This is a genomic window from Flavobacterium rhizosphaerae (genome assembly GCF_046000445.1).
Taxonomy (GTDB): Bacteria; Bacteroidota; Bacteroidia; order Flavobacteriales; family Flavobacteriaceae; genus Flavobacterium; species Flavobacterium rhizosphaerae.
On record NZ_JBELPZ010000009.1, the window covers coordinates 42,942 to 61,774 of the forward strand.

17 protein-coding genes and 1 tRNA gene are annotated in these 18,833 nt (G+C 40.7%); 8 read left to right on the forward strand and 10 right to left on the reverse strand.

All coding sequences use genetic code 11. From position 1 onward, the window contains the following. Window positions 1–4 precede the first annotated feature (4 nt). Genes ABS766_RS10055 through ABS766_RS10070 form a run of 4 tightly spaced genes read left to right on the forward strand, consistent with a single transcriptional unit; the run spans window position 5 to window position 8,553 of the window. Window positions 5–4,234, forward strand: a complete 4,230-nt coding sequence (locus tag ABS766_RS10055) for a phage tail tape measure protein (protein ID WP_408085017.1) — start codon at window positions 5–7, stop codon at window positions 4,232–4,234. Further along, window positions 4,231–4,629 (forward strand): hypothetical protein, encoded by a 399-nt coding sequence (locus ABS766_RS10060; protein ID WP_408085018.1) that lies wholly within the window; start codon window positions 4,231–4,233, stop codon window positions 4,627–4,629. Before ABS766_RS10055 ends, ABS766_RS10060 begins: the two co-directional genes overlap by 4 nt. After that, window positions 4,629–6,755, forward strand: a complete 2,127-nt coding sequence (locus ABS766_RS10065) for a hypothetical protein (RefSeq protein ID WP_408085019.1) — start codon at window positions 4,629–4,631, stop codon at window positions 6,753–6,755. Before ABS766_RS10060 ends, ABS766_RS10065 begins: the two co-directional genes overlap by 1 nt. Further along, on the forward strand, window positions 6,733–8,553 hold the full coding sequence (locus ABS766_RS10070; RefSeq protein WP_408085020.1) for a hypothetical protein: 1,821 nt from the start codon (window positions 6,733–6,735) through the stop codon (window positions 8,551–8,553). The genes ABS766_RS10065 and ABS766_RS10070 overlap by 23 nt, the downstream gene beginning before the upstream one ends. Here the strand turns inward: ABS766_RS10070 and ABS766_RS10075 are convergent. Next, on the reverse strand, window positions 8,550–9,743 hold the full coding sequence (locus tag ABS766_RS10075; RefSeq protein WP_408085021.1) for a tyrosine-type recombinase/integrase: 1,194 nt from the start codon (window positions 9,741–9,743) through the stop codon (window positions 8,550–8,552). The two genes, ABS766_RS10070 and ABS766_RS10075, sit on opposite strands and share 4 nt — an antisense overlap. A 106-nt stretch (window positions 9,744–9,849) precedes the next feature. Beyond that, window positions 9,850–9,923 (reverse strand) — tRNA-Met (locus ABS766_RS10080). A 152-nt stretch (window positions 9,924–10,075) separates the two neighbouring features. Between ABS766_RS10080 and ABS766_RS10085 the strand changes: the two genes are divergently transcribed. Next, entirely contained in the window at window positions 10,076–10,468 is a 393-nt protein-coding gene (locus ABS766_RS10085) for an START-like domain-containing protein (protein WP_408085022.1), read from the forward strand. A 56-nt stretch (window positions 10,469–10,524) separates the two neighbouring features. Beyond that, complete coding sequence (locus ABS766_RS10090) at window positions 10,525–11,361, forward strand: aminotransferase class IV (RefSeq protein ID WP_408085023.1); 837 nt, start codon at window positions 10,525–10,527, stop codon at window positions 11,359–11,361. Here ABS766_RS10090 and ABS766_RS10095 read toward each other — a convergent pair. From ABS766_RS10095 to ABS766_RS10115, 5 genes are all read right to left on the reverse strand, one after another. Further along, window positions 11,354–11,914, reverse strand: coding sequence for a YqgE/AlgH family protein (locus ABS766_RS10095; protein WP_408085024.1), 561 nt, complete (start codon window positions 11,912–11,914; stop codon window positions 11,354–11,356). The genes ABS766_RS10090 and ABS766_RS10095 overlap by 8 nt on opposite strands. A gap of 119 nt (window positions 11,915–12,033) precedes the next feature. Continuing rightward, complete coding sequence (locus ABS766_RS10100) at window positions 12,034–12,309, reverse strand: HU family DNA-binding protein (RefSeq protein ID WP_408085025.1); 276 nt, start codon at window positions 12,307–12,309, stop codon at window positions 12,034–12,036. 188 nt (window positions 12,310–12,497) lie between these two features. Continuing rightward, a complete protein-coding gene (fmt, locus tag ABS766_RS10105; protein WP_408085026.1) occupies window positions 12,498–13,445 on the reverse strand; it encodes a methionyl-tRNA formyltransferase in 948 nt (315 codons plus the stop codon). Between the two features lies 1 nt (window position 13,446). Beyond that, window positions 13,447–15,339, reverse strand: a complete 1,893-nt coding sequence (locus tag ABS766_RS10110) for a RecQ family ATP-dependent DNA helicase (RefSeq protein ID WP_408085027.1) — start codon at window positions 15,337–15,339, stop codon at window positions 13,447–13,449. A 2-nt stretch (window positions 15,340–15,341) separates the two neighbouring features. Then, the gene (locus ABS766_RS10115) at window positions 15,342–15,881 is read right to left on the reverse strand and encodes an AAA family ATPase (RefSeq protein WP_408085028.1); all 540 of its coding nucleotides are present in this window, start codon (window positions 15,879–15,881) and stop codon (window positions 15,342–15,344) included. 212 nt (window positions 15,882–16,093) lie between these two features. On the opposite strand from ABS766_RS10115, the gene ABS766_RS10120 reads away from it, so the two are divergent. Next, entirely contained in the window at window positions 16,094–16,234 is a 141-nt protein-coding gene (locus tag ABS766_RS10120) for a hypothetical protein (protein WP_408085029.1), read from the forward strand. 60 nt (window positions 16,235–16,294) lie between these two features. Here ABS766_RS10120 and ABS766_RS10125 read toward each other — a convergent pair whose 3' ends face one another. The 3 genes from ABS766_RS10125 to ABS766_RS10135 form a co-directional block, all read right to left on the reverse strand. Continuing rightward, window positions 16,295–16,594, reverse strand: coding sequence for a hypothetical protein (locus ABS766_RS10125; protein WP_408085030.1), 300 nt, complete (start codon window positions 16,592–16,594; stop codon window positions 16,295–16,297). Between the two features lie 114 nt (window positions 16,595–16,708). Beyond that, entirely contained in the window at window positions 16,709–17,128 is a 420-nt protein-coding gene (locus tag ABS766_RS10130; protein WP_408085031.1) for a hypothetical protein, read from the reverse strand. 113 nt (window positions 17,129–17,241) lie between these two features. Continuing rightward, entirely contained in the window at window positions 17,242–18,090 is an 849-nt protein-coding gene (locus ABS766_RS10135) for a hypothetical protein (protein ID WP_408085032.1), read from the reverse strand. A 96-nt stretch (window positions 18,091–18,186) separates the two neighbouring features. Here ABS766_RS10135 and ABS766_RS10140 point away from each other — a divergent pair, with 96 nt between their 5' ends. Next, a complete protein-coding gene (locus ABS766_RS10140; RefSeq protein WP_408085033.1) occupies window positions 18,187–18,798 on the forward strand; it encodes a hypothetical protein in 612 nt (203 codons plus the stop codon). Window positions 18,799–18,833 lie beyond the last annotated feature (35 nt).

Genomic DNA, 18,833 nt, shown 5'->3' on the forward strand with positions numbered 1-18,833 from the left:
TTTCATGTTACAGTTTAGGTGCCGGGGGTTTGCCACTTTTGGGGAAATTCCACTTACTATGGCCCGGCGGTTATCCGATGATAAAATAAAACTTTCCATTGTTATTAATGGCAATGAGGCCCAGAAAGAAATACTGGACCTTGAAAAGGCGAACATAAGCCTTAAAGAATCGTTATCCGATCAACTTAAGGAACAAAAGAAACTACAGCGCCAGAAGAAAACCGATACAGCAGACTACAAAACGCTAACTGCCGAAATCAATAAGAATGAAGCAGCTGTTAAGCGCAATAATCAACGGATAAAAGAACTAAAATCATCCCTTGACCTTACTGATAAAACCATGAGCCAGCTTCGTAGCGAGGCTACCATGCTCAGGGCCACTTTATCTCATTTAATTCCCGGTACAGAAGATTACAAGCGATACGAAGCCGAATTACAAAAAGTAAATGCCCGTATGGGTGAGCTTAGAGGTAATGCGCAGCAGGCAAAATGGAGTATTGGCAGCCTTGCCGATAACTTTAACCGGTATGCTGCCCTGGGGGCATCTATCGTGGCAGGGGTTACGGGGGTGGTGCTTTCGATACAGAAGATCCTTGATTTTAATGCTAAACTGTCAGACAGTATAAGTAATGTGCAGAAAACTACCGGAATGACTAAAAAGGAGGTGGAAGACCTGGCCAAGTCATTCGGAATGCTGAAAACCCGTACATCACGTATAGAACTGTTGGGTATTGCCGAAATAGGCGGACGCCTTGGTATTGCAAAACAGGAAATTGGAGACTTTGTAAAAGTAATGAATAAAGCCTCAGTAGCCCTGGGTGATAGTTTTGAGGGTGGCGCCAGCCAGGTAGCCGAACAGCTGGGCAGGATTAAAGGGCTTTACGCAGAGTTACGTGATGTGGGTGTAGAACAAGCTTTTGAAGCTGTGGGTTCTGCTTTGAATGATTTAGGAGCTGCCGGAACTGCATCTGAAGATAATGTATCACAATTTGTACAGATTGTGGGTACGATACCGGGAAAGATGCGCCCAACTGTTAAAGAGGCTCTGGGGCTTGGCGCTGCGTTTGAAGAATCGGGGCTTAAAGCGGAAATTGCCGGAAACAATTATAGCAAATTTATAACTATAGCCGCGCGGGATGTAGACAAGTTTGCAACAGTTATGGGACGGCCGGCAAAAGAACTGGAGGAGTTAATAAACACTAACCCGACTGAATTTTTCTTCCAGTTTTCTAAGTCCATAAAAGGACTTGATGCCACACAGCTTGCCAAAATATTAGATTACCTGAAGCTGAATGACCAGCAGGTAAAACAGGTGTTGGGTGCTGCATCTGAAAACGTTGAACTTTTCCGGGATAAAATACGCCTGGCAGGGGAAAGCATGGCCGAAGCAACATCCCTCACAGCGGAGTATGATATAAAAAATAATAACCTGGCCGCCACAATGGAACGGTTAAGGAAAACGGTGTTGGGCTGGTTTACATCTGATAGTGTAGTAGCCTTTATTGAAGCCGGGGTAAACTGGTTTGCAAAATTTGTAGGCGCTATGGAAGATACTGAAGGAAATGTTTCTGCCTTCCGGAATACGCTTGCCTTTTTGGCTAAAGTAGTAGGTGTGGTTACGGCTGCGCTCATTACAAACGCTGCCTGGACTCAGGTTGTGGCATTGACCACAAAGAGCGCATGGGAGGCATCTAAGTTATATACACTGGGCTTAAAAGCCCGTGTTTTAATGGAAAACTTAGGAATAATTGCAAGCCAAGCATACGCAGCAGTTACCATGCTGCTTACCGGTAATATTAAAGGCGCCACTCAGGCGATAAGGGTAATGGCTGCCACTATGAAAACCACCCCATGGGGGCTTGTATTAAGTATGGTTGCTGCAGTTGCTGCAGCGTACATTTTATTTGCAGAAAAGGGTGATAAAGCAACACGCCAGCAGAAGATGTTTAACGATGTGGCTGCAGAAACAGCCATTGCCGTTAAAAAAGAAAAGGATCTTCTTCAGCAACGCCTAAAAATAGTTAATGATACCAACCGTAGTGATAAAGAAAGGGAAAAAGCCCTTAAAGATATTATTGCGCTCAATCCGGAAATGCTTAAAGGCCTCACCCTCCAGAACGCCGCCACTAAGGAAGGGAAGAAACTCATTGATGATTATATAGTAGCTCTTGAAAAATCTGCGAGGGCAAAAGCGGTAGCTTCAAAAATCACTGAATTATACAGCCAGATACTTGATATTGAAAAATCAAACCTGAAGGATAATATCTCATATTTTGAGATGTTGTGGAACACTATGAAGTCAGGCGCGACTATGCCCGGCGGCGGAGCTATGCTAAATGTGCTGACGGCTATAAATAATAAAAATGCAAGCATTCAGGAAATACAGGATGTAATTGATAGCCTGCTTAAAGAACAGGCAAACTATGATGCTACTGTTAATATAAAAACCAAATCCAAAGATGATGGAGGTTCTGCTATTGTCCCCGGTGATGAAAAAGCAGAAGACAAAGCCCGTAAACGTAGAGATGACCAGCGCAAAAAAGACCTGGATGATTTACAGAAAGCCCGCAAGGCAGCATTAGACCTGGAGCGTGATGCTATTGACGAAAGGCTGGAACTTATTGAAGATGGTTATGATAAGCAGGAAGCGCTGGAAGCCGAAAAGCATAAGCGCCGCCTGGCCGACCTGAAACAACAGCTGGTAAACGAAAGCGAGATAGCCAAATTAAATGCCCGGATTGATGCGCCGGAAACCTCTGTGGTAGACCGCGCCAACCTGGTACACATCAGGGAATACTGGCTGGAGGAAAATAAGCACATCAATGAGCTTATAGAACTGGAAGAAGGACGGCACCAACTGGCAATGGAAACTATTTCCATTAATGCGGAGAATAAGCGTTTTGACGATTTACAACAGCAATTTGATAAAGAAACGATTGCCCGGGAAACGGCCCACAATTATGCCATGGCTGCATTGGGTGAAAATGAAAAAGGCAAAAAGAAGCTTCAGGAACAGTTTAACAAAGAAGAACTGTACAGGCAATCGGACTTTTTAAAGCAAATGGTAGCACAGCTTCAGGCTGTAATTAACGACCAGAACAATGCTATAGATTTCGATCTTCTTACCCCGGAGCAAAAGAAACAGTTTGAAGAAGAAATTGCACAGCTGAAACTTAAAATCTCTGAAATAATAAAGGCAAAAGCCGAACTTCAGGGAGAAGGTGGCAGTGATGATTTTGGTGTGGCAGCCGGAAATGTTTTTGGCGATGCCGATATTTTAGGCTTCACAGTAGACCAGTGGGAACAAACCTTTGACAGCCTTGATACCCTTGAAGAAAAACTCGCCGCCGTAAAAATGGGTACATCGGCATTGCAAAATGCGTGGGGGGCATATTCTGATTTTGTGAGCGCACAGGAAAGCGCCCGGCTTAATGAATATGAAAGAAATGCAGAAGCTAAAAAGCGGAAACTGAAGTGGCAGCTTGACAATGGCTACATCAGCCAGGTAGAGTACCGCCGCAGCATGAGTAAGCTGGAGACCGATTATGAAAAGAAAAAGGCAGAGCTGGAGTACAAAGCTGCAAAACGCAAACGTACCATTGATATAGTTGAGGCTATTGTAAATACCGCCAAGGGTGTCACTTCTGCCCTGCAAAGCCCGTGGCCGCTGAGCTTGGTATTTGCAGCGTTGGCAGCAGCTACCGGGGCTTTGCAGATTGCCACTATAAAACAGCAGCCACTGCCTGCACGTGGTTATGAAGAAGGCCTTTACCCGGAATATGTAAAAAGGGAGCAGGACGGCAAAATGTTTAATGCTAAGTATGGGGGCAAAACCCGCAGCGGCATGGTAAATAAGCCTACCTATTTCCTTGCGGGTGAGAACGGTCCGGAAATGGTGATTGACAGCAAAGCGTACAGGGAAATGAGCCCGGAAACAAAATCGCTTCTTATACGGGAACTGCGGGGCATTAAAGGATTTGAAAAAGGCTTTTACAGTGACGAAGTTAAAAATCCGCGGTTTGAGGTACCGGCAGACACCTCACTGGCGCCCAAGGCAGCACAGGATGTTAGTAAAGAATATTTACTGAAGGTTATTGAGCGCAATACCCAGGTAATGGAGAAAATATTTAACGAAGGCCTTGTAGCCTACGTGAGCCGTGACCCGAGGGATATTAAAAAACTGATTGAGGAACAGGATAAAATTAAAGACAGTAAAGAAAAAGCCAGGGTATGAGCAACTTTTCAAAATCAAAGACCTTTCAGGACACTAACGTTTCTGCTATTTTAGACCTTATTTACGGCACAATAACTGCCCAGTTTCCTGAAGTGGAAATACACGAAGTAATGTGCCTTACAGGCCGGGCTGCAGCCATACTGCAGGGTGCCGAAGAAACGGAATGCAAAAATGTTGTGCTGCTGCTTAATGACAGTGATATGTATGGTTTCATTCAACAATCGTTACCCAAAAAAATTGACCATTCCGGATGTATAAAATTTGTTGAGCGTACGCTTTTCCAGTTCCCCGGACTATACCTTGAAATTTGGTACCAGGAAGGCCCCATTAACATTATCGCCACACAGGGCGTATATGTGCAGCATATTGATGATATTAACCCAATACTTTTATAATGCCCGGAATAATTTTAAATAACGGAGGCTATGCCGGTGGAGGCACTACGCCGCTATTCAACGATTGGCTGCTAAACCCATCATCCATAAGCCTGGTATATACCCAGGGGGGTGCACCGCTTGCCCCGGTAACAGTTGTAACCCGTTTTAAAGATGTTATTGGATCCATTGCCGGTTCGGGTTTCAGCAATTTCAAATACCGTTGTTACTTATCAGGCAGCCTTTCAAGTATTTCGCCCCCGGTGGTTATGTCCGGGCCGTTGTATACGGGCAGCCTGGCATTTAATACCTACCAGAATGGCCTTCAGGAAGACATGGTCTATTCTTTTCAGAACCTTGAGCAGTTGCCTGTGGGCACCTATACCTATACTGCAAAGCACCAGATATGGGCTACCAGTTTATCCGGGCAAAATGTACTGCACAGCGAAAAAACACTTACCGTTACTATTACGGTGGTGGCTGCAGGTACCGTGGGCTTTAGCCCAAGCCCTATAAATATTACCTGGACCATTGGCCAGCCGCAATTACTTGCCTCATCACAGCCCCTGCAAATAACAGGCGATGCCTGGACAATGCAGGCACCGGCCGGCTTTCTGTTCCCGGACATACCCGGTACTACACTGCTGCAGCCCAATGAGTGGGGTGGCACTACAATGTCGGGTTCCGGCACAGTAAATTTTGCACTGTTCTGTGCAGGTGGCATTATCCCGGAGGAGATTACCCAGAACCCGCTCACATTTACGCTAAGCATCAATAACGGTGAAACAGAAGTGCCGATACTGGTTACCATAGTTACCGAAAATGGTTTGTACCTTGAGCATGACAGCCTTCACTTTATAGCTTATAAAAATATTTCCGATGCCTTTCCTCAAACTGTCATGGCCTATTACCAGGGCAATTATGATTTTGTAATGCCGCCCTGGCTGCAGGTATCACCCCAAACCGTTACTAATGGCGCTACGCTTACCTTTACCCCGCTATCACAGGCCAATATGGAGCCGGGTACCTATGTTTTTAATGTGGAAGTACGGAAGGTGCCCAACAATACACTGCTTGGCATTATTGAAGTGACGTATGATGTGGTGGGCAATATTGTACTGCCATACCCTACGCGAGGCCATGCCTTTACATTGGACCGGAAATTTATTGAGTTTACTTCGTCATTGAATGATGCCTATTACGAACTGATGCTGTATATCACGGCAAAAGATTTTTATACCCATACCCCTAAAAATTACCACTACCCTTTTAAAATTCCGCTTTTTGACCAAAAGCAGAAATTCAATATCGGTTTGATTGTAGACCGGGTGATGGCACGCATGCCTGATTTTATACAGGAAGCCGGGGAGCCTTACCGCGTGGCCAGTGTAACGCTGGACCTGCACGAAAAAAGTTTTTCTGATACTGAATACGATGAACATTATATTATAAATGATATACGTTTTGTTGCCGGCCTGCAGCCCGAATTTAAGTCCGGTACCGGTTTCCTAGAGATACATACCGGCGCATCACGCGTAATGCCTTCAGGGTATTACTTCATTAATTATGTGGTAAAAGGTTTCCAACAGGCGCAGCTCTATAAAAACGGTGAACAAATAGACTATTTTGCCATTAACGAAGGCATCCGCACAACAAAATTAGACATGGCCAGCCTGGGTGCAGCTCCGGGGGATGTGTTTGAGTTCCGCCTGATAACTCCCGAAGGCAACCTTTCAAAATTCCTGAAGGTTTTTCCTGAAGGGTATAATTCAAACATGGTGATTTGGGAAAATGAATATAAGCTGAAGACTGCAATGGAATTTGGCGGGAAGTATACGGTTAAATCAGATATTGACAGCCGCACACAGTTACTGTATACCGATCTGGTGGATGTGCTAACCAAAATAGATTCCACAAAAGTAAGCACACTAACTATTAATACCGGGTGGATTTTAAAATCTGAAAAACCTGCAGTGGAAAGCCTGATGAGGGCAAAGCGCGCCGTACTTATAACCGTTAGCCAGGTGATACATATTGTTCCGGTATCAAAATCAATAGTAAATGTGGATGACAGTGAAGCGCTGGTATCGTATGATGTAGAATTTCAAATAAACAGGCAGTACGATGAGGAAATTTATTCATTCTGATTTTGAGCTGGACCTTTCGGCCTATCAGATTACCGATAACGAAGAAAATCCCTGGCTAAGCGGTAACTACTTTACCAAATACAGCTACCCTTTTACTATGGAGCTTACCGATGCCACAGATGCCATGCTCAATATGATAGGCAATTATAATGCTGCCGGGGCCGAAACCATTTTTGAAGGGATATATGTAGATGGCGATACCCTGGAACAAGCTGTACTTGAGATTGGGGAAATTGAAAAAACAGTTTCTCTTACCCTGCGTTATGGCCTGGATGATTTCCCCAACTTCGGAAAGAAGCTATCGGAGCTGCCGTTGCTGCTGCAGGAGGTAGATGATATTTATGAACATGCTGCCGAGGTAATTACAAAGCAATGGCCGGAAGTAAATTATAATTTCCCACAGGTGCATATTGATAAGATAGACACTGATGAAAGCGAGGTGTGGTATGCTTTTAATAAGATAATTAATAATTATATCAACGGTGCATTCCTGGTTAATGATGTGGACATTGAAACAGAAGAAACCTTTAACAGGAACATCATGCAGCCCCTGCCCTATTTACTTTATATTATTAAGGCCGGAATTGAGGCTGCAGGCTTTACCCTGCACGGCGATATCCTATCAGATCCGGTGTTGCAAAAAACACTTTTATATGCCGATTGCGAGTACTATACTTCTATTAGCCAGGATAGCCTTGAACTAATGGCTTTATCAGACCAGTACGATTCAATTACAAACGTAGGTATACAAGGCTACTCAATGACATTAACACGCCAGCTTGAGATTACGCAACCGGGAAAATACAGGATTACAGGCAGCATATATTTAAGGACATTTAGCCAAAGCCCCTCCGTATGGTCTAAAATATATTACAGGGATCAATTGATTGGGGAAAAAACAATACAGGACACAGCCTCACATTACCGGACATGGAACGTTGATATTGTTTTTGAAACACTGGACGACGGACAGCCTGACTTTCTCTTATTTGACTTATTTGCGCGTTATCTTGAAGACGAAATCATATTTGATATTCAGGTCAACCCCATTATACTACATGACGTTGAAGGAAATATAATTCCTTCTATATTGAATTTAAACCAGGTAAACATTCCCAGGGCGGTACCGGAAATGACCTTTGGGGAATTAATCAAAGCAGTACTGGCCATGAAAAATATGTATATGGAAAAAAATGGCACCCAGGTTTCCATAAACTATATACAAACACAACTCTTAACCGCGGCTGTACGTGACCTGTCAGAATTTGAGGTGCGTTTTCCGAAAAGGAAATTTAATAAAGGAAATTCGTTCCTGCTCAAATATCAGGATGCCAACAGCGATGTGTACACGTATGCCGAAGTTTTCCAGAATTATGAGGGCAGCGTAACAGCAGGTTATACACGCGACGATAAGACAACGGATATAGAAATTAACGCCCTGCCCCTGCCACTACTGTTCCGCAGTGGCGTGCAAACTGCACATGGGTTCCTGGAAGATAAAAGCAAGCCCTTTTTTGTACTATATAATGGCCTTGTGGGTGGGCTTAACCTTAGCGTAGATCCTTCTCAGCTTTTAATTCCGTACCTGCACGAGAATTACCACAAGCAATGGCTGGAAAAACGCATTAACTCACAAACCTTTACATGGACATTTAAAGCCCATTACGAAAAACTCATAGGGCTTACAGCCCGCAGCCGCATTCATGCCTATACCAACATTCACCTGGTAAAAAACTATCAGAAGACACAAGTAGCGCCTGACCAGTATGAAGTGGAAATAGAATCGGTAGTCCTTTAATCTGCGGGAATAAAATGATTTTTCATTCTTTTTAAAATTTCCATTTCCCTGGCTTCTTTATTCACATCATAATGCCGGTTAACCATTGTAGTGGTGGTGTGCCCGGCAAGTTTAGCGGCAAGCTGTGCCGAAAGTTCATCAACCGTCTCAGTTAAATTGGAATGTTTTAATGAAGAGAAATCCGCCGTTATATCCAACTGTTGTTTTACGTGCGTTCTCCATCTGCGGGTTATCTGCTCAATTCGGATAGGTTTATCCCTGTGCCCCGGTTCCAGGTTCTCTGCAAAAACATACATATCAGGTTCAGCATCTTTTATTAAGCCAGACCAAAATTCTAAAGCAATATCTTTAATCGGCCTGTCAACTTCCCTGTAATGGCTGCCCTTTTTAATAACTGTCCGGTAGTACTGCCTGGTTAAATTAATATCCCGCACTTTCAGGTTAAGCAATTCAGTTATCCTGCCTCCGGAATGAAAATAGATGATCATGAAAACCCAGAAGCTGGTATAATTAGCTTTAAGATGTACAAAAACTTTTTTTCTTTCTTCAGGGGTAAGTACCTCCCTTATTTTTTTTACCGTCTTACGTTTTCTTATATCCCGGATATAATTATACTCCAATGCCTCCAGCTCTACTAATTCGTTGTATAAAATTGATAGGTGCGTAAGGTATTTATTGTATTTATAAGGTGTCATTGGTAGCCTTTCCAAAACTTGCTTAATCAACAGCCGATTAACGTTTTTTAATGGCAAGTCCAATTGCATGGATTTTACCGCTTTTTCAATATTGTTGACAATCACCTTTAAATCCCTCATTGTATATTCGCTTACAACTACTTTAGTAAGTGCATATTTTAAGGCCTCTATAAATTCGGTTTCAGGTGAAATTAATGTCTGATTATCAATTTTCCGGGCCATGAAAACTTTAGTGATAGGGTTGTACCCTTTTTCTTCAAAAAGTTTAGGAATCTCATTCAGGAGAAGTGCCACAGCTGCCCTTCGGGCTTCCAGATTTTTTATACGGTTTAATTTCTTCCTGAATGGAAAGCCTTCAGGATATTTTTTTGAAAAAAGCGGATCGTAAAATTGACACTGAATGTACCAATTTCCAGTTAATTTCTTAGTTGTTTTCCAATTAGTGGGAGAAACCCATATATCTGAATATGAGCATCCATTAAGAAGATCTTTCATTGTGATTTACTTTGCCGTTTACCTTGTCGTTTGTCAACAGCGTTTTAATCTCGAAAGCTTTTAAAAAAAGCCTTAACCATTTAAAGGGGAATTGGTTAAGGCTTTGTAGCGAAGACGGGAGTTGAACCCGTGACCTCAGGGTTATGAATCCTGCGCTCTAACCGACTGAGCTACCTCGCCATTTTATCGGTGTGCATTGTATCTCTCAATGCGGGTGCAAATATAAAACTTTATTTAAAGGCTGCAAATATATTTTACTCAAAAAATTAATTTTACAAATTGCTTTTTTATAATACCGAATTATTATATATTTCCAAAAATTTTAGACAACAATGGACGAAAAAATAAAATATGAGCTAGAATTTCCTATAACCTCTTCTCCTCAACTCCTTTACCAATATATCTCTACTCCTTCCGGACTTTCTGAATGGTTTGCAGACAATGTTAACTCCCGTGGTGAGTTTTTTACCTTTATCTGGGATGACTCTGAAGAGAAAGCACGCCTGACCTCTAAAAAATCGGGCGAGAAGGTGAAATTTAAATGGGTTGATGATGATAATAATGATGGAGAATATTACTTTGAGCTTAAAATAATAGTAGACGACATAACCAAAGATGTATCGCTTATGGTAGTTGATTTTGCCGAGGAAGATAGCCTGGCTGAATCTAAACAGCTTTGGGAAAACCAGATATCTGACCTTAAACACGTTTTAGGTTCTGCTTAGGAATTAATTTACAGAACGACTATATTTGTGCCCTGAATAAATTTCAGGGCATTTTTATGATAAATTTTAACGGAGAACTGCTAACACAAACCCCCACCGCATTAGAAAACAACCGGGCTTTTTTATATGGCGATGCTGTATTTGAAACCGTGCGTGTATTAGACGGTAGGGTAATTTTTGCCGAAGACCACTATTTTAGGCTTATGGCCTCTATGAGGGTTTTGCGTATGGAAATACCCATGAACTTTACCATGGAGTATATGGAGGAGCAAATAATCGCGCTAACAGCTACACTGGGCAGCGCAGCAGCACGTGCCAGGCTTACTTTTTACAGAAATTCGGGCGGATTTTATCTGCCAACAGATAATAATACACAGTTTATTATTACCGCACAGCCACTTGACCAAAATTTGTATGTGTTAAACCAAGCACCTTATGAGGTTGACCTTTATAAAGATTTTCATGTAAGCAGGCAGCTGCTCTCTACCCTAAAAAGTACTAACAGGCTTATACAGGTTACAGGAAGCATTTACGCGCATGAAAATGGCCTTAACAATTGTCTGGTGCTAAATGATGCCAAAAATGTTGCGGAAGCCCTACAGGGCAATTTATTTATGTTTATGGGCAATGTTTTAACTACACCTCCCTTAACCGATGGCTGCCTTAACGGTATAATGCGTAAACAGGTATTGGCACTTGCCCAAAAAATAGAAGGCATTGAGGTAAAAGAAGCTTCAATTTCGCCTTTTGAACTTCAAAAGGCGGATGAACTTTTTATTACCAATGTTATTAATGGTATACAGCCTGTAACCAAATACAGGAAAAAAGAATTTAAAAATACTATTGCTACAGAGTTGGTAAAAAGGTTAAATGCAAAAATAAGGTTTAGTTAAGCGAAGGATTTTCTGGCGCATTAGACCAAATAAGGTAATTACCGCCCAGTTCCATTATTTTTTCTTTCCAGAAGTAAGTGCTGGATTTCCCTATTATTTTGTTTTTATAACTGTTTTCTGAAACAATCCAGGAATTAACCTCAAGCTCATCTTCCAATTGCTGGGGATCCCAACCTGTATACCCTAAAAAGAAACGGATATTATTTTTTTTTACGTGCCCGCTGTTTATAAGGCCTTTTGTGGTTTCAAAGTCACCGCCCCAAAAAATACCGTTAGATATTTCTATACTGCCGGGAATGAGGTCCGGAATATTGTGAATAAAGTAGAGGTTATCCTGTTCTACAGGCCCCCCGTTATAGATTTTAAAATTGGCATGAATTTCGGGCAGGAGATCTTTTATAGTATAACCCAGGGGCTTGTTGAGTATAAAACCAACAGAACCCTCAAAATTATGATCAGCAAGCAGGATAACTGACCTGTTAAAAGAAAGATCTCCGATAGTAGAAGGCTCTGCTATGAGCAGGTAACCTTTCTTTGGTTTAATTGAAATCATCTTCTTGCAATTTGACCTAAATTTAATTAAAAAAAAACACCTTACAAAAAAAAATATTTTTTTTGTAAAAATAAAGCCTCCGTACGGGAGGCTTTAAATAGATTTTATTCTAAGTTATATTAAGAGTTTACACCGCCATCCAGCTCTGCTCCGGGTTTAAACTTAACAACTTTTTTTGCTGCAATTTTAATAGTTTCACCTGATTGTGGGTTCCTGCCTTCCCTAGCTGCCCTTTCAGATACTGAAAAAGAACCAAATCCAACAAGGGATACCCTCCCACCTTTTGCTAATGAACCGCTAACATTATTTACAAAAGATTCTAAAGCTTTTTTGGCTGCACCTTTAGAAATTCCCGCGTCTGCAGCAATCGCATCGATTAATTCTGATTTGTTCATAATAAATAGTTATTAATTGTTTGGTTAAAATTATTGAATCCTATCCTGTTATACAAATTTATAAGGAAAACAATATCACACAAGTTGTTGATGCAAAATTGATTTTAATTGTTGATAACTTTTTTTGTATTGTTAATAAAGATACGGTTTTTTACATAATTTCATAAAAAAAGTCGTTTTTTGGCTATTTAAAAAGCTTTTGCATTTTCTGAAAACTGTATACCATTGAGCAAATCGCGTGTAAACATGCGTTTTTTTCCGGGAAACTGAAGACTGAGAATTTCCAAATATCCACCCGAAACAGCAATTTTAAGGCTTTTTTTATCTGATATCAGTGTCCCTGTGGGTTCGCTCGTGTCTGCGGGAACGAATTTACTTTCGTAAATTTTTACATTCCATTCCGTTTCATTATCCGTTATAAACGTCCATGCTGCCGGATAAGGGCACAACCCGCGTATAAGGTTATAAATTTCTATACCACTGGCCTGCCAGTTAATGCGGCAATTTTCTTTATTAAGCTTATATGCGGTTTTTATATCACTGCTTTGGGGCTGTATGGTTGTTTGTACATTATCTGTCTCAATAAGCGCAAGGGTTTTTATTACGGCATCTTTACCAAGGTCCATAAGGCGGTCGTGCAGCTCACCGGCAGTTTCATCAGGTTTAATGTCAATTTGCTCTCGTAATATCATGGCGCCGGTGTCAATTTTTTCATCGATAAAAAAAGTAGTAACGCCTGTTTGCTCTTCACCATTTATTATAGCCCAGTTTATAGGGGCAGCGCCGCGGTATTGTGGCAATAAAGAGGCATGAAGGTTAAAAGTGCCTAATTTAGGCATTTTCCATACAGCTTCGGGCAGCATTCTAAAAGCTACTACCACCTGCAGGTTTGCCCCCAATTGTTTAAGTTCTTCTAAAAATACAGGATCCTTAAGATTGGTGGGCTGCATAATTGTAAGGCCTTTTTGCAGTGCGTACTCTTTTACCGCGCTTATACTTACCTTTTGCCCGCGACCGGCAGGTTTATCTGGTGCGGTAATTACTGCGGCTATGTCATAATTATTCTGGTAAATAGTGTCCAGTATGCCCACAGCAAAGCCGGGCGTACCCATAAATACTATTTTTAATTTTTCCATATTATATTATTATATATTCATTGTTGGGTGTTATACTTATTTTTTCATTTTCGAGCAATAACTGAAGCGCAAAAAGAGTGTCTTTAGAGGTAAACCCCAATTGTTCCTGCAACTGCCGGGAACCGAGTGGAGCCGTACGCAAAGTACTGAGTATAGCGTTAGCCACCACATCTGCCGGAACGACATTTGCCTTTTTGGTGATGCAATAGGAACAAATACCACAATCGGTATCCGTTTGTTCATCAAAATACTCTAAAATAATGCGGCTTTTACAATGTGACTCATCAAAAGCATAGCGTATAACGGCCTCTAAGTGGTTAACCTTATTTTCGTTTTGCCGCAACAGGTATTTGCTAACGCGGCTAAGGGTATGCACATCTTCCCGCACCTCATTAAATATAAGGCTGCTATCGGTACCGGAAAGCTGTAATGAAATAATTTCTTTTTTTTGCAGCTTTTGCAGCAACCCCAGCAATGCTCCTTCGGCAATACCTGCTTTTTTAGCAATCATTACGGTATTTACAGCAGTTTCCATATCAAAAAGCCCCGGGTAGCTGCGCATCAGTACTAAAAGGGCTGGTTCATCAGACGGGTTAAGGCTTATGTAACGCAGCACCTCCCTACCGGAAATAATGAACTGCATTTTTACTTTTTGGTAAAACTCACGGGTAAGTGTAAGTACACCCTGGCGGTCTAAAAACAATAATGTATTATAGGTTTTTACCGGGTTAAAACCATAGCGCGTGCAAAATTCATTAAAATCAAACGCATAGGTTTTTCCTGTGCCCTCGCCATACGCAATTTTCAGGTAGGCATTTATTTTATTGTATACCTTTTTTAAAAAATCTTTATCAGGAAGTACATTAATAAACTGGTTACGGGCATTTTGCACATCACTTTTATTTACCAGCAATACCGCATAGGCTTTTTTACCATTACGCCCTGCCCGCCCGGCTTCCTGGTAATAACTCTCTATATTTTCGGGCAGTTGTATATGTATAACGGTTTTTACATTGGGCTTATCTATACCCATACCAAAAGCATTGGTAGCTACCATTATTTGTGCTCTGTCTTTAAGCCATAGTTGCATATTGGCTTCTTTTTCATACTCTTTCAGCCCGCCATGATAGTATGTGGCGGTGTAGCCCATTGCTGTTAACTGAGAAGCCATATCATGGCAGGCCCTGCGGTTGCGTACATATATAATAGAAGGCTCGGGATGTTTAGTAAGTATCTGCCGGATGCGATATAGCTTATCTTCGGTTTCAAAAACCATGTAGGCTATATTTTCGCGATAGAATGATTTTTTGAATACCGCCGGGTCTTTTAATCCCAGATGTGTTATAATATCCTGCTGTACCTTTTGGGTTGCCGAAGCTGTTAGTGCAAGAAACGGCACATCGGGCAGCATTTTTTTAAAGTCGGCTATTTTTAAATATGCGGGACGAAAATCATGCCCCCATTGCGACACACAATGGGCTTCATCTACCGCCACAAGGCTTACCGGCAGTTGCTTTATACGCACTGCCACCCACTCTGCCTGCAGCCTTTCGGGAGAGAGGTAAACAAATTTATAATTACCATGCAGGCAGTTATCCAACAAGTTGCTCAACTCATCAACCGAGAGGCTCCCGGCCAGTGATATGGCTTTTATGCCTTTTTTTTCCAGGTTTTGTACCTGGTCCCGCATTAGCGCGATAAGAGGTGAAATAACCACACAGATACCCGGTTGCATGAGTGCGGGCACCTGAAAACAAACCGATTTGCCGCCCCCTGTAGGCATTAACGCAAATGCATCTTTACCCGAGAGCACCGTGTTAATTACGGCCTCCTGCGGAGTACGGAATGTGTTGTGCTGCCAGTATTTTTTAAGGATATCGAGCGCCTGCTGCATAGTTATTTTGAAAGATGCCCCAAGATAAAAAGAATTCTTTTATCAGGTGTATCTTTAGGCACTTCTATTGGGTTGTAACCATAATTTTTGTAGGTTTCATGCAAATGCCCGGCAATCAGTTTTGCCTGTTCAAAATTTTCATAACGGGCTTCGTCCGGGGTATAAATCTCTTCCCATGGTGGCAGAAAAAATATTTTGGTATAGATATGATCCCTGCATGCCTGATCAAAAAAAGACGGGTAGGCATCGCCTATATAATGCATATAGGCCAATACATCAGGTATGCCCCTGTCTATAAATACAACCGCTGCCTCCTCTTTAAGGGCTTTCTGGTATTGTTTTTTGCGGCCTTCCAGCAGGAGTTCGCTAAACAACAATGGTTTTTCTAAAAATAATTGTTCAATACCTCTCTGACGGGCTTCGAGTGTTACTTCCCTCGAAATTTCGGGGTAACAGAGGTAGCCACTATTTTTAAGATGGTCTATTAAAGTTGTTTTACCCGAACCAGGCCCCCCTATAAGTACAATTATCTCTTTTTTCAAACCGCTAAAAACTTAAGCTGCAAATTTAGCCAAAAGTTTGTTGAGGATAAAATGCCTTTCTACAATCGGAAAATTATCAGATAAAGCCTTAAAATAGCTAATAAATGTTAAATTATGACCGTAATAAGCTATTTAAATGTTAATATTAATGAAGTTGTAATATAGTTTTATTATTTTTACAACAACCAATCTTACTATAAACTGAAATGACTATGAAAACGTACGTATTACAAAAGAAGGATAAACTTCATAAATCTTTTATCCAGAAAGACACTATTATTAAAAGAATAGAATTTATAATTGCAGGCATTGTTGCCCTTATAGTTTGTACAGGCATTTACATGCAGGCATAAATACAATATTTATAAAAAAAACAGGGCTGTATCACTTTTAGATACAGCCCTGTTTTTTTGTTAGGCATCTGCAAAAATATTTTCGTCATCCGGTTCAGCATAACCTGTAAACGGACTGTCTTGTTTATCGCTACCTTCTACTTTTACAATTTTATTGTAAATACCCAATAGCAAAAATGGTGCTGCCCACTGGCCCACAAATAAAGCCGTTTTGTCTTTTCCGAAACATTTTAATGTTGCTGATGTAGCCATTGAGCCTAATGCAGCCCATAAAAAAATGTCTGACGGGAGTTTAGCGGTTTGTTTTTCAATAGCTTTTGCTACCGTACCTTCTGTACGGTCGTTGTTGATTAGTGACATAACTTTTTATCTTTATAATTTATAATGATAAAGGTAGCCATAGTTAACGCACCGAATTTATAGGGCCTTGTTAATTAGTGGTAATTATACGTTAAATTATAGATGTTGAGCTATTTACTTTACTTTTTTAAAGAGCCTTACCTCTGCAGAGTCAAAATTAGCAGGGCGGTTATCAAAATCCATAGCCAGAAGCATTTCATCAAGGCTAATTACTTTAAAAATACCTTTAATCACTTTTTCCCGGCCTGTAGAATTTTGCCTTATAGTTATATCTATCTCATCAGGATCTTTGGCATAATTTAGTTTGTAGGTCATAGACCCTTTTTCGCCATAAAGGGTAAACTCTTTCCCCCCTATTATCTCACCGCCTTTTTGTAGCGTGGCATATCCTTCTTTATCAAAGGTGAGTATAAATTTCTGATCGTTATTTGTAGCCTGCCACGTACCCACAATATCAAACTCTTTTGCCTGGCTGTAGGTAAAAGATGTAAGGGTTGCAGCAGCCAGTAAAAGTAGTAGGACTTTTAACTTCATAACTAAGGCGGTTAAGGGTTATATCACAAATATATTGTATTATTTTGATAATAAATATATTAAATAAATCCGCCTGTAATTTTTATGAAGTTTGTAAAATATACCCCTGCCTACTATTTATCATCACTTTTTTTGTCTTTCGCAAATTCCGATATTTTATCCCAGGCTTTCCTGGTGAGTATCATAAGTGTTTCTTTTTCACAATCCCATATCGAAACATAATCTTTAGACATCACATAATGCTGCCTCCAACGGGCATAAGGTGCATATAATAGTAAAGTACAAATATCGGTAGCGGTTATAAGATCTCCTGTAGATTCAAGATGGCTGTGTACAGTTACAACTTCTTCCTGACCCTCCCCGGCATAATTTACCGGTATAATATTTTTATGGAGTGGCTTTACCGATTTTATAGTATTGTTTTTGCCGAACGTTATAAGGTAATCGTTACCGAGTATTACCACACCTGTTTCGTTAGTACCGGTAAGTATATATACCCTTTTATTTTTGCCTGTTATAAGCGGAATGAAATTATAATTTGTGTTTTCATAAAATTTAAATATCGTGTCTGTATTTACACGTTGCTGTGCCCCTTTTTTTATATCATACATATCTTTTTCATACGCCGTAAAATTTCTTTTTACAGTGTCAACCTCAACCGCTTCGGGTGTAAAGCTATCATCAAAAATAAAAGAAGCGAGCATTTTAGGGGTATCAGAACGGTCATAAAAAATACATCTGTGTTTTTTATCCTCTGCGGTATAGCTAAAATAGCCACCGGCTTCATTTTCCATTTTCTTGGGCATCCGCTCATTAAATATATCGGTGCCCAGCCACGAGGCACGCTCACTGTTATACATAAGCCTGGCCTCGGCCAGTATTTCTGCCTGTTCTTTTTCTTTTACCTGACAAAAAGATTTACAGCACAAAAGTGATGCAAGGAGTATGATGTATATCCTCATAATTGGTGGTATAATGGTTAGTTAAAACCAAATATAGCAAAAACTGCTTTAGGTGTAAATACGTTTTGCCGTACCTTTGTAATAAATGCTGATTATATGAAAAATAAACTTTTTGCACTGGTTACACTACTACTGGCTGCGTGTTCGTCTCAAAACTATACTACCTCCCCTGATAGCCTTACCACTAATCCCAATACGGGTATAGCTGTGGGCACTATAACATTTGAGGGCGATATACCTGTAAACGATTTGTACCGATTTTTTTACAGTCCTATATCGGGAGATAAAAAATTTAAAAAGCACAATGACGGTAAAATTTTAATTAATGGCCGTAATGACGGAAAGAGTGCCTTTAATGGTGATTTTAATGATAAAAAAACTTACCTGATTGTTATTGAAGGAAAACCGGGAACTTATGCTTTTACAAAATACAACTATCTTGACCATATAGGCTCTAACGGTATGATAAGCAACAGTAAAGATTTTGAAATACCTTTTGAAGTTAAAAAGGGTGGCATAACCTATATTGGCGAATTTACCTATGTAGATAAAGCCGAACCCGGCTCGCCAAGAATATATGTTACAGACAGGATGGAACGCGACATTAAAGAGTTTGAAAAAAAATACCCTGACCTTGATTGGGATAAGGTTATAAACAGCACACCTAAGTCTGGTAAAGACGGTGGGGGCATTATAAGCTTCATGTAAATTAAGAAAAAAATTGTTTTCAGTAAGATTTTTTG

What these genes read in the sequence shown, in the direction of transcription:
- ABS766_RS10110 (WP_408085027.1), bottom strand. Translation starts at nt 15,339, where the DNA reads ATGCAGCAGGCGCTCGATATCCTTAAAAAATACTGGCAGCACAACACA.
- ABS766_RS10120 (WP_408085029.1), top strand. Translation starts at nt 16,094, where the DNA reads ATGAAAACGTACGTATTACAAAAGAAGGATAAACTTCATAAATCTTTT.
- ABS766_RS10070 (WP_408085020.1), top strand. Translation starts at nt 6,733, where the DNA reads ATGAGGAAATTTATTCATTCTGATTTTGAGCTGGACCTTTCGGCCTAT.
- ABS766_RS10135 (WP_408085032.1), bottom strand. Translation starts at nt 18,090, where the DNA reads ATGAGGATATACATCATACTCCTTGCATCACTTTTGTGCTGTAAATCT.
- ABS766_RS10055 (WP_408085017.1), top strand. Translation starts at nt 5, where the DNA reads ATGTTACAGTTTAGGTGCCGGGGGTTTGCCACTTTTGGGGAAATTCCA.
- ABS766_RS10075 (WP_408085021.1), bottom strand. Translation starts at nt 9,743, where the DNA reads ATGAAAGATCTTCTTAATGGATGCTCATATTCAGATATATGGGTTTCT.
- ABS766_RS10125 (WP_408085030.1), bottom strand. Translation starts at nt 16,594, where the DNA reads ATGTCACTAATCAACAACGACCGTACAGAAGGTACGGTAGCAAAAGCT.
- ABS766_RS10100 (WP_408085025.1), bottom strand. Translation starts at nt 12,309, where the DNA reads ATGAACAAATCAGAATTAATCGATGCGATTGCTGCAGACGCGGGAATT.
- ABS766_RS10090 (WP_408085023.1), top strand. Translation starts at nt 10,525, where the DNA reads ATGATAAATTTTAACGGAGAACTGCTAACACAAACCCCCACCGCATTA.
- ABS766_RS10065 (WP_408085019.1), top strand. Translation starts at nt 4,629, where the DNA reads ATGCCCGGAATAATTTTAAATAACGGAGGCTATGCCGGTGGAGGCACT.
- fmt (WP_408085026.1), bottom strand. Translation starts at nt 13,445, where the DNA reads ATGGAAAAATTAAAAATAGTATTTATGGGTACGCCCGGCTTTGCTGTG.
- ABS766_RS10060 (WP_408085018.1), top strand. Translation starts at nt 4,231, where the DNA reads ATGAGCAACTTTTCAAAATCAAAGACCTTTCAGGACACTAACGTTTCT.
- ABS766_RS10095 (WP_408085024.1), bottom strand. Translation starts at nt 11,914, where the DNA reads ATGATTTCAATTAAACCAAAGAAAGGTTACCTGCTCATAGCAGAGCCT.
- ABS766_RS10130 (WP_408085031.1), bottom strand. Translation starts at nt 17,128, where the DNA reads ATGAAGTTAAAAGTCCTACTACTTTTACTGGCTGCTGCAACCCTTACA.
- ABS766_RS10085 (WP_408085022.1), top strand. Translation starts at nt 10,076, where the DNA reads ATGGACGAAAAAATAAAATATGAGCTAGAATTTCCTATAACCTCTTCT.
- ABS766_RS10140 (WP_408085033.1), top strand. Translation starts at nt 18,187, where the DNA reads ATGAAAAATAAACTTTTTGCACTGGTTACACTACTACTGGCTGCGTGT.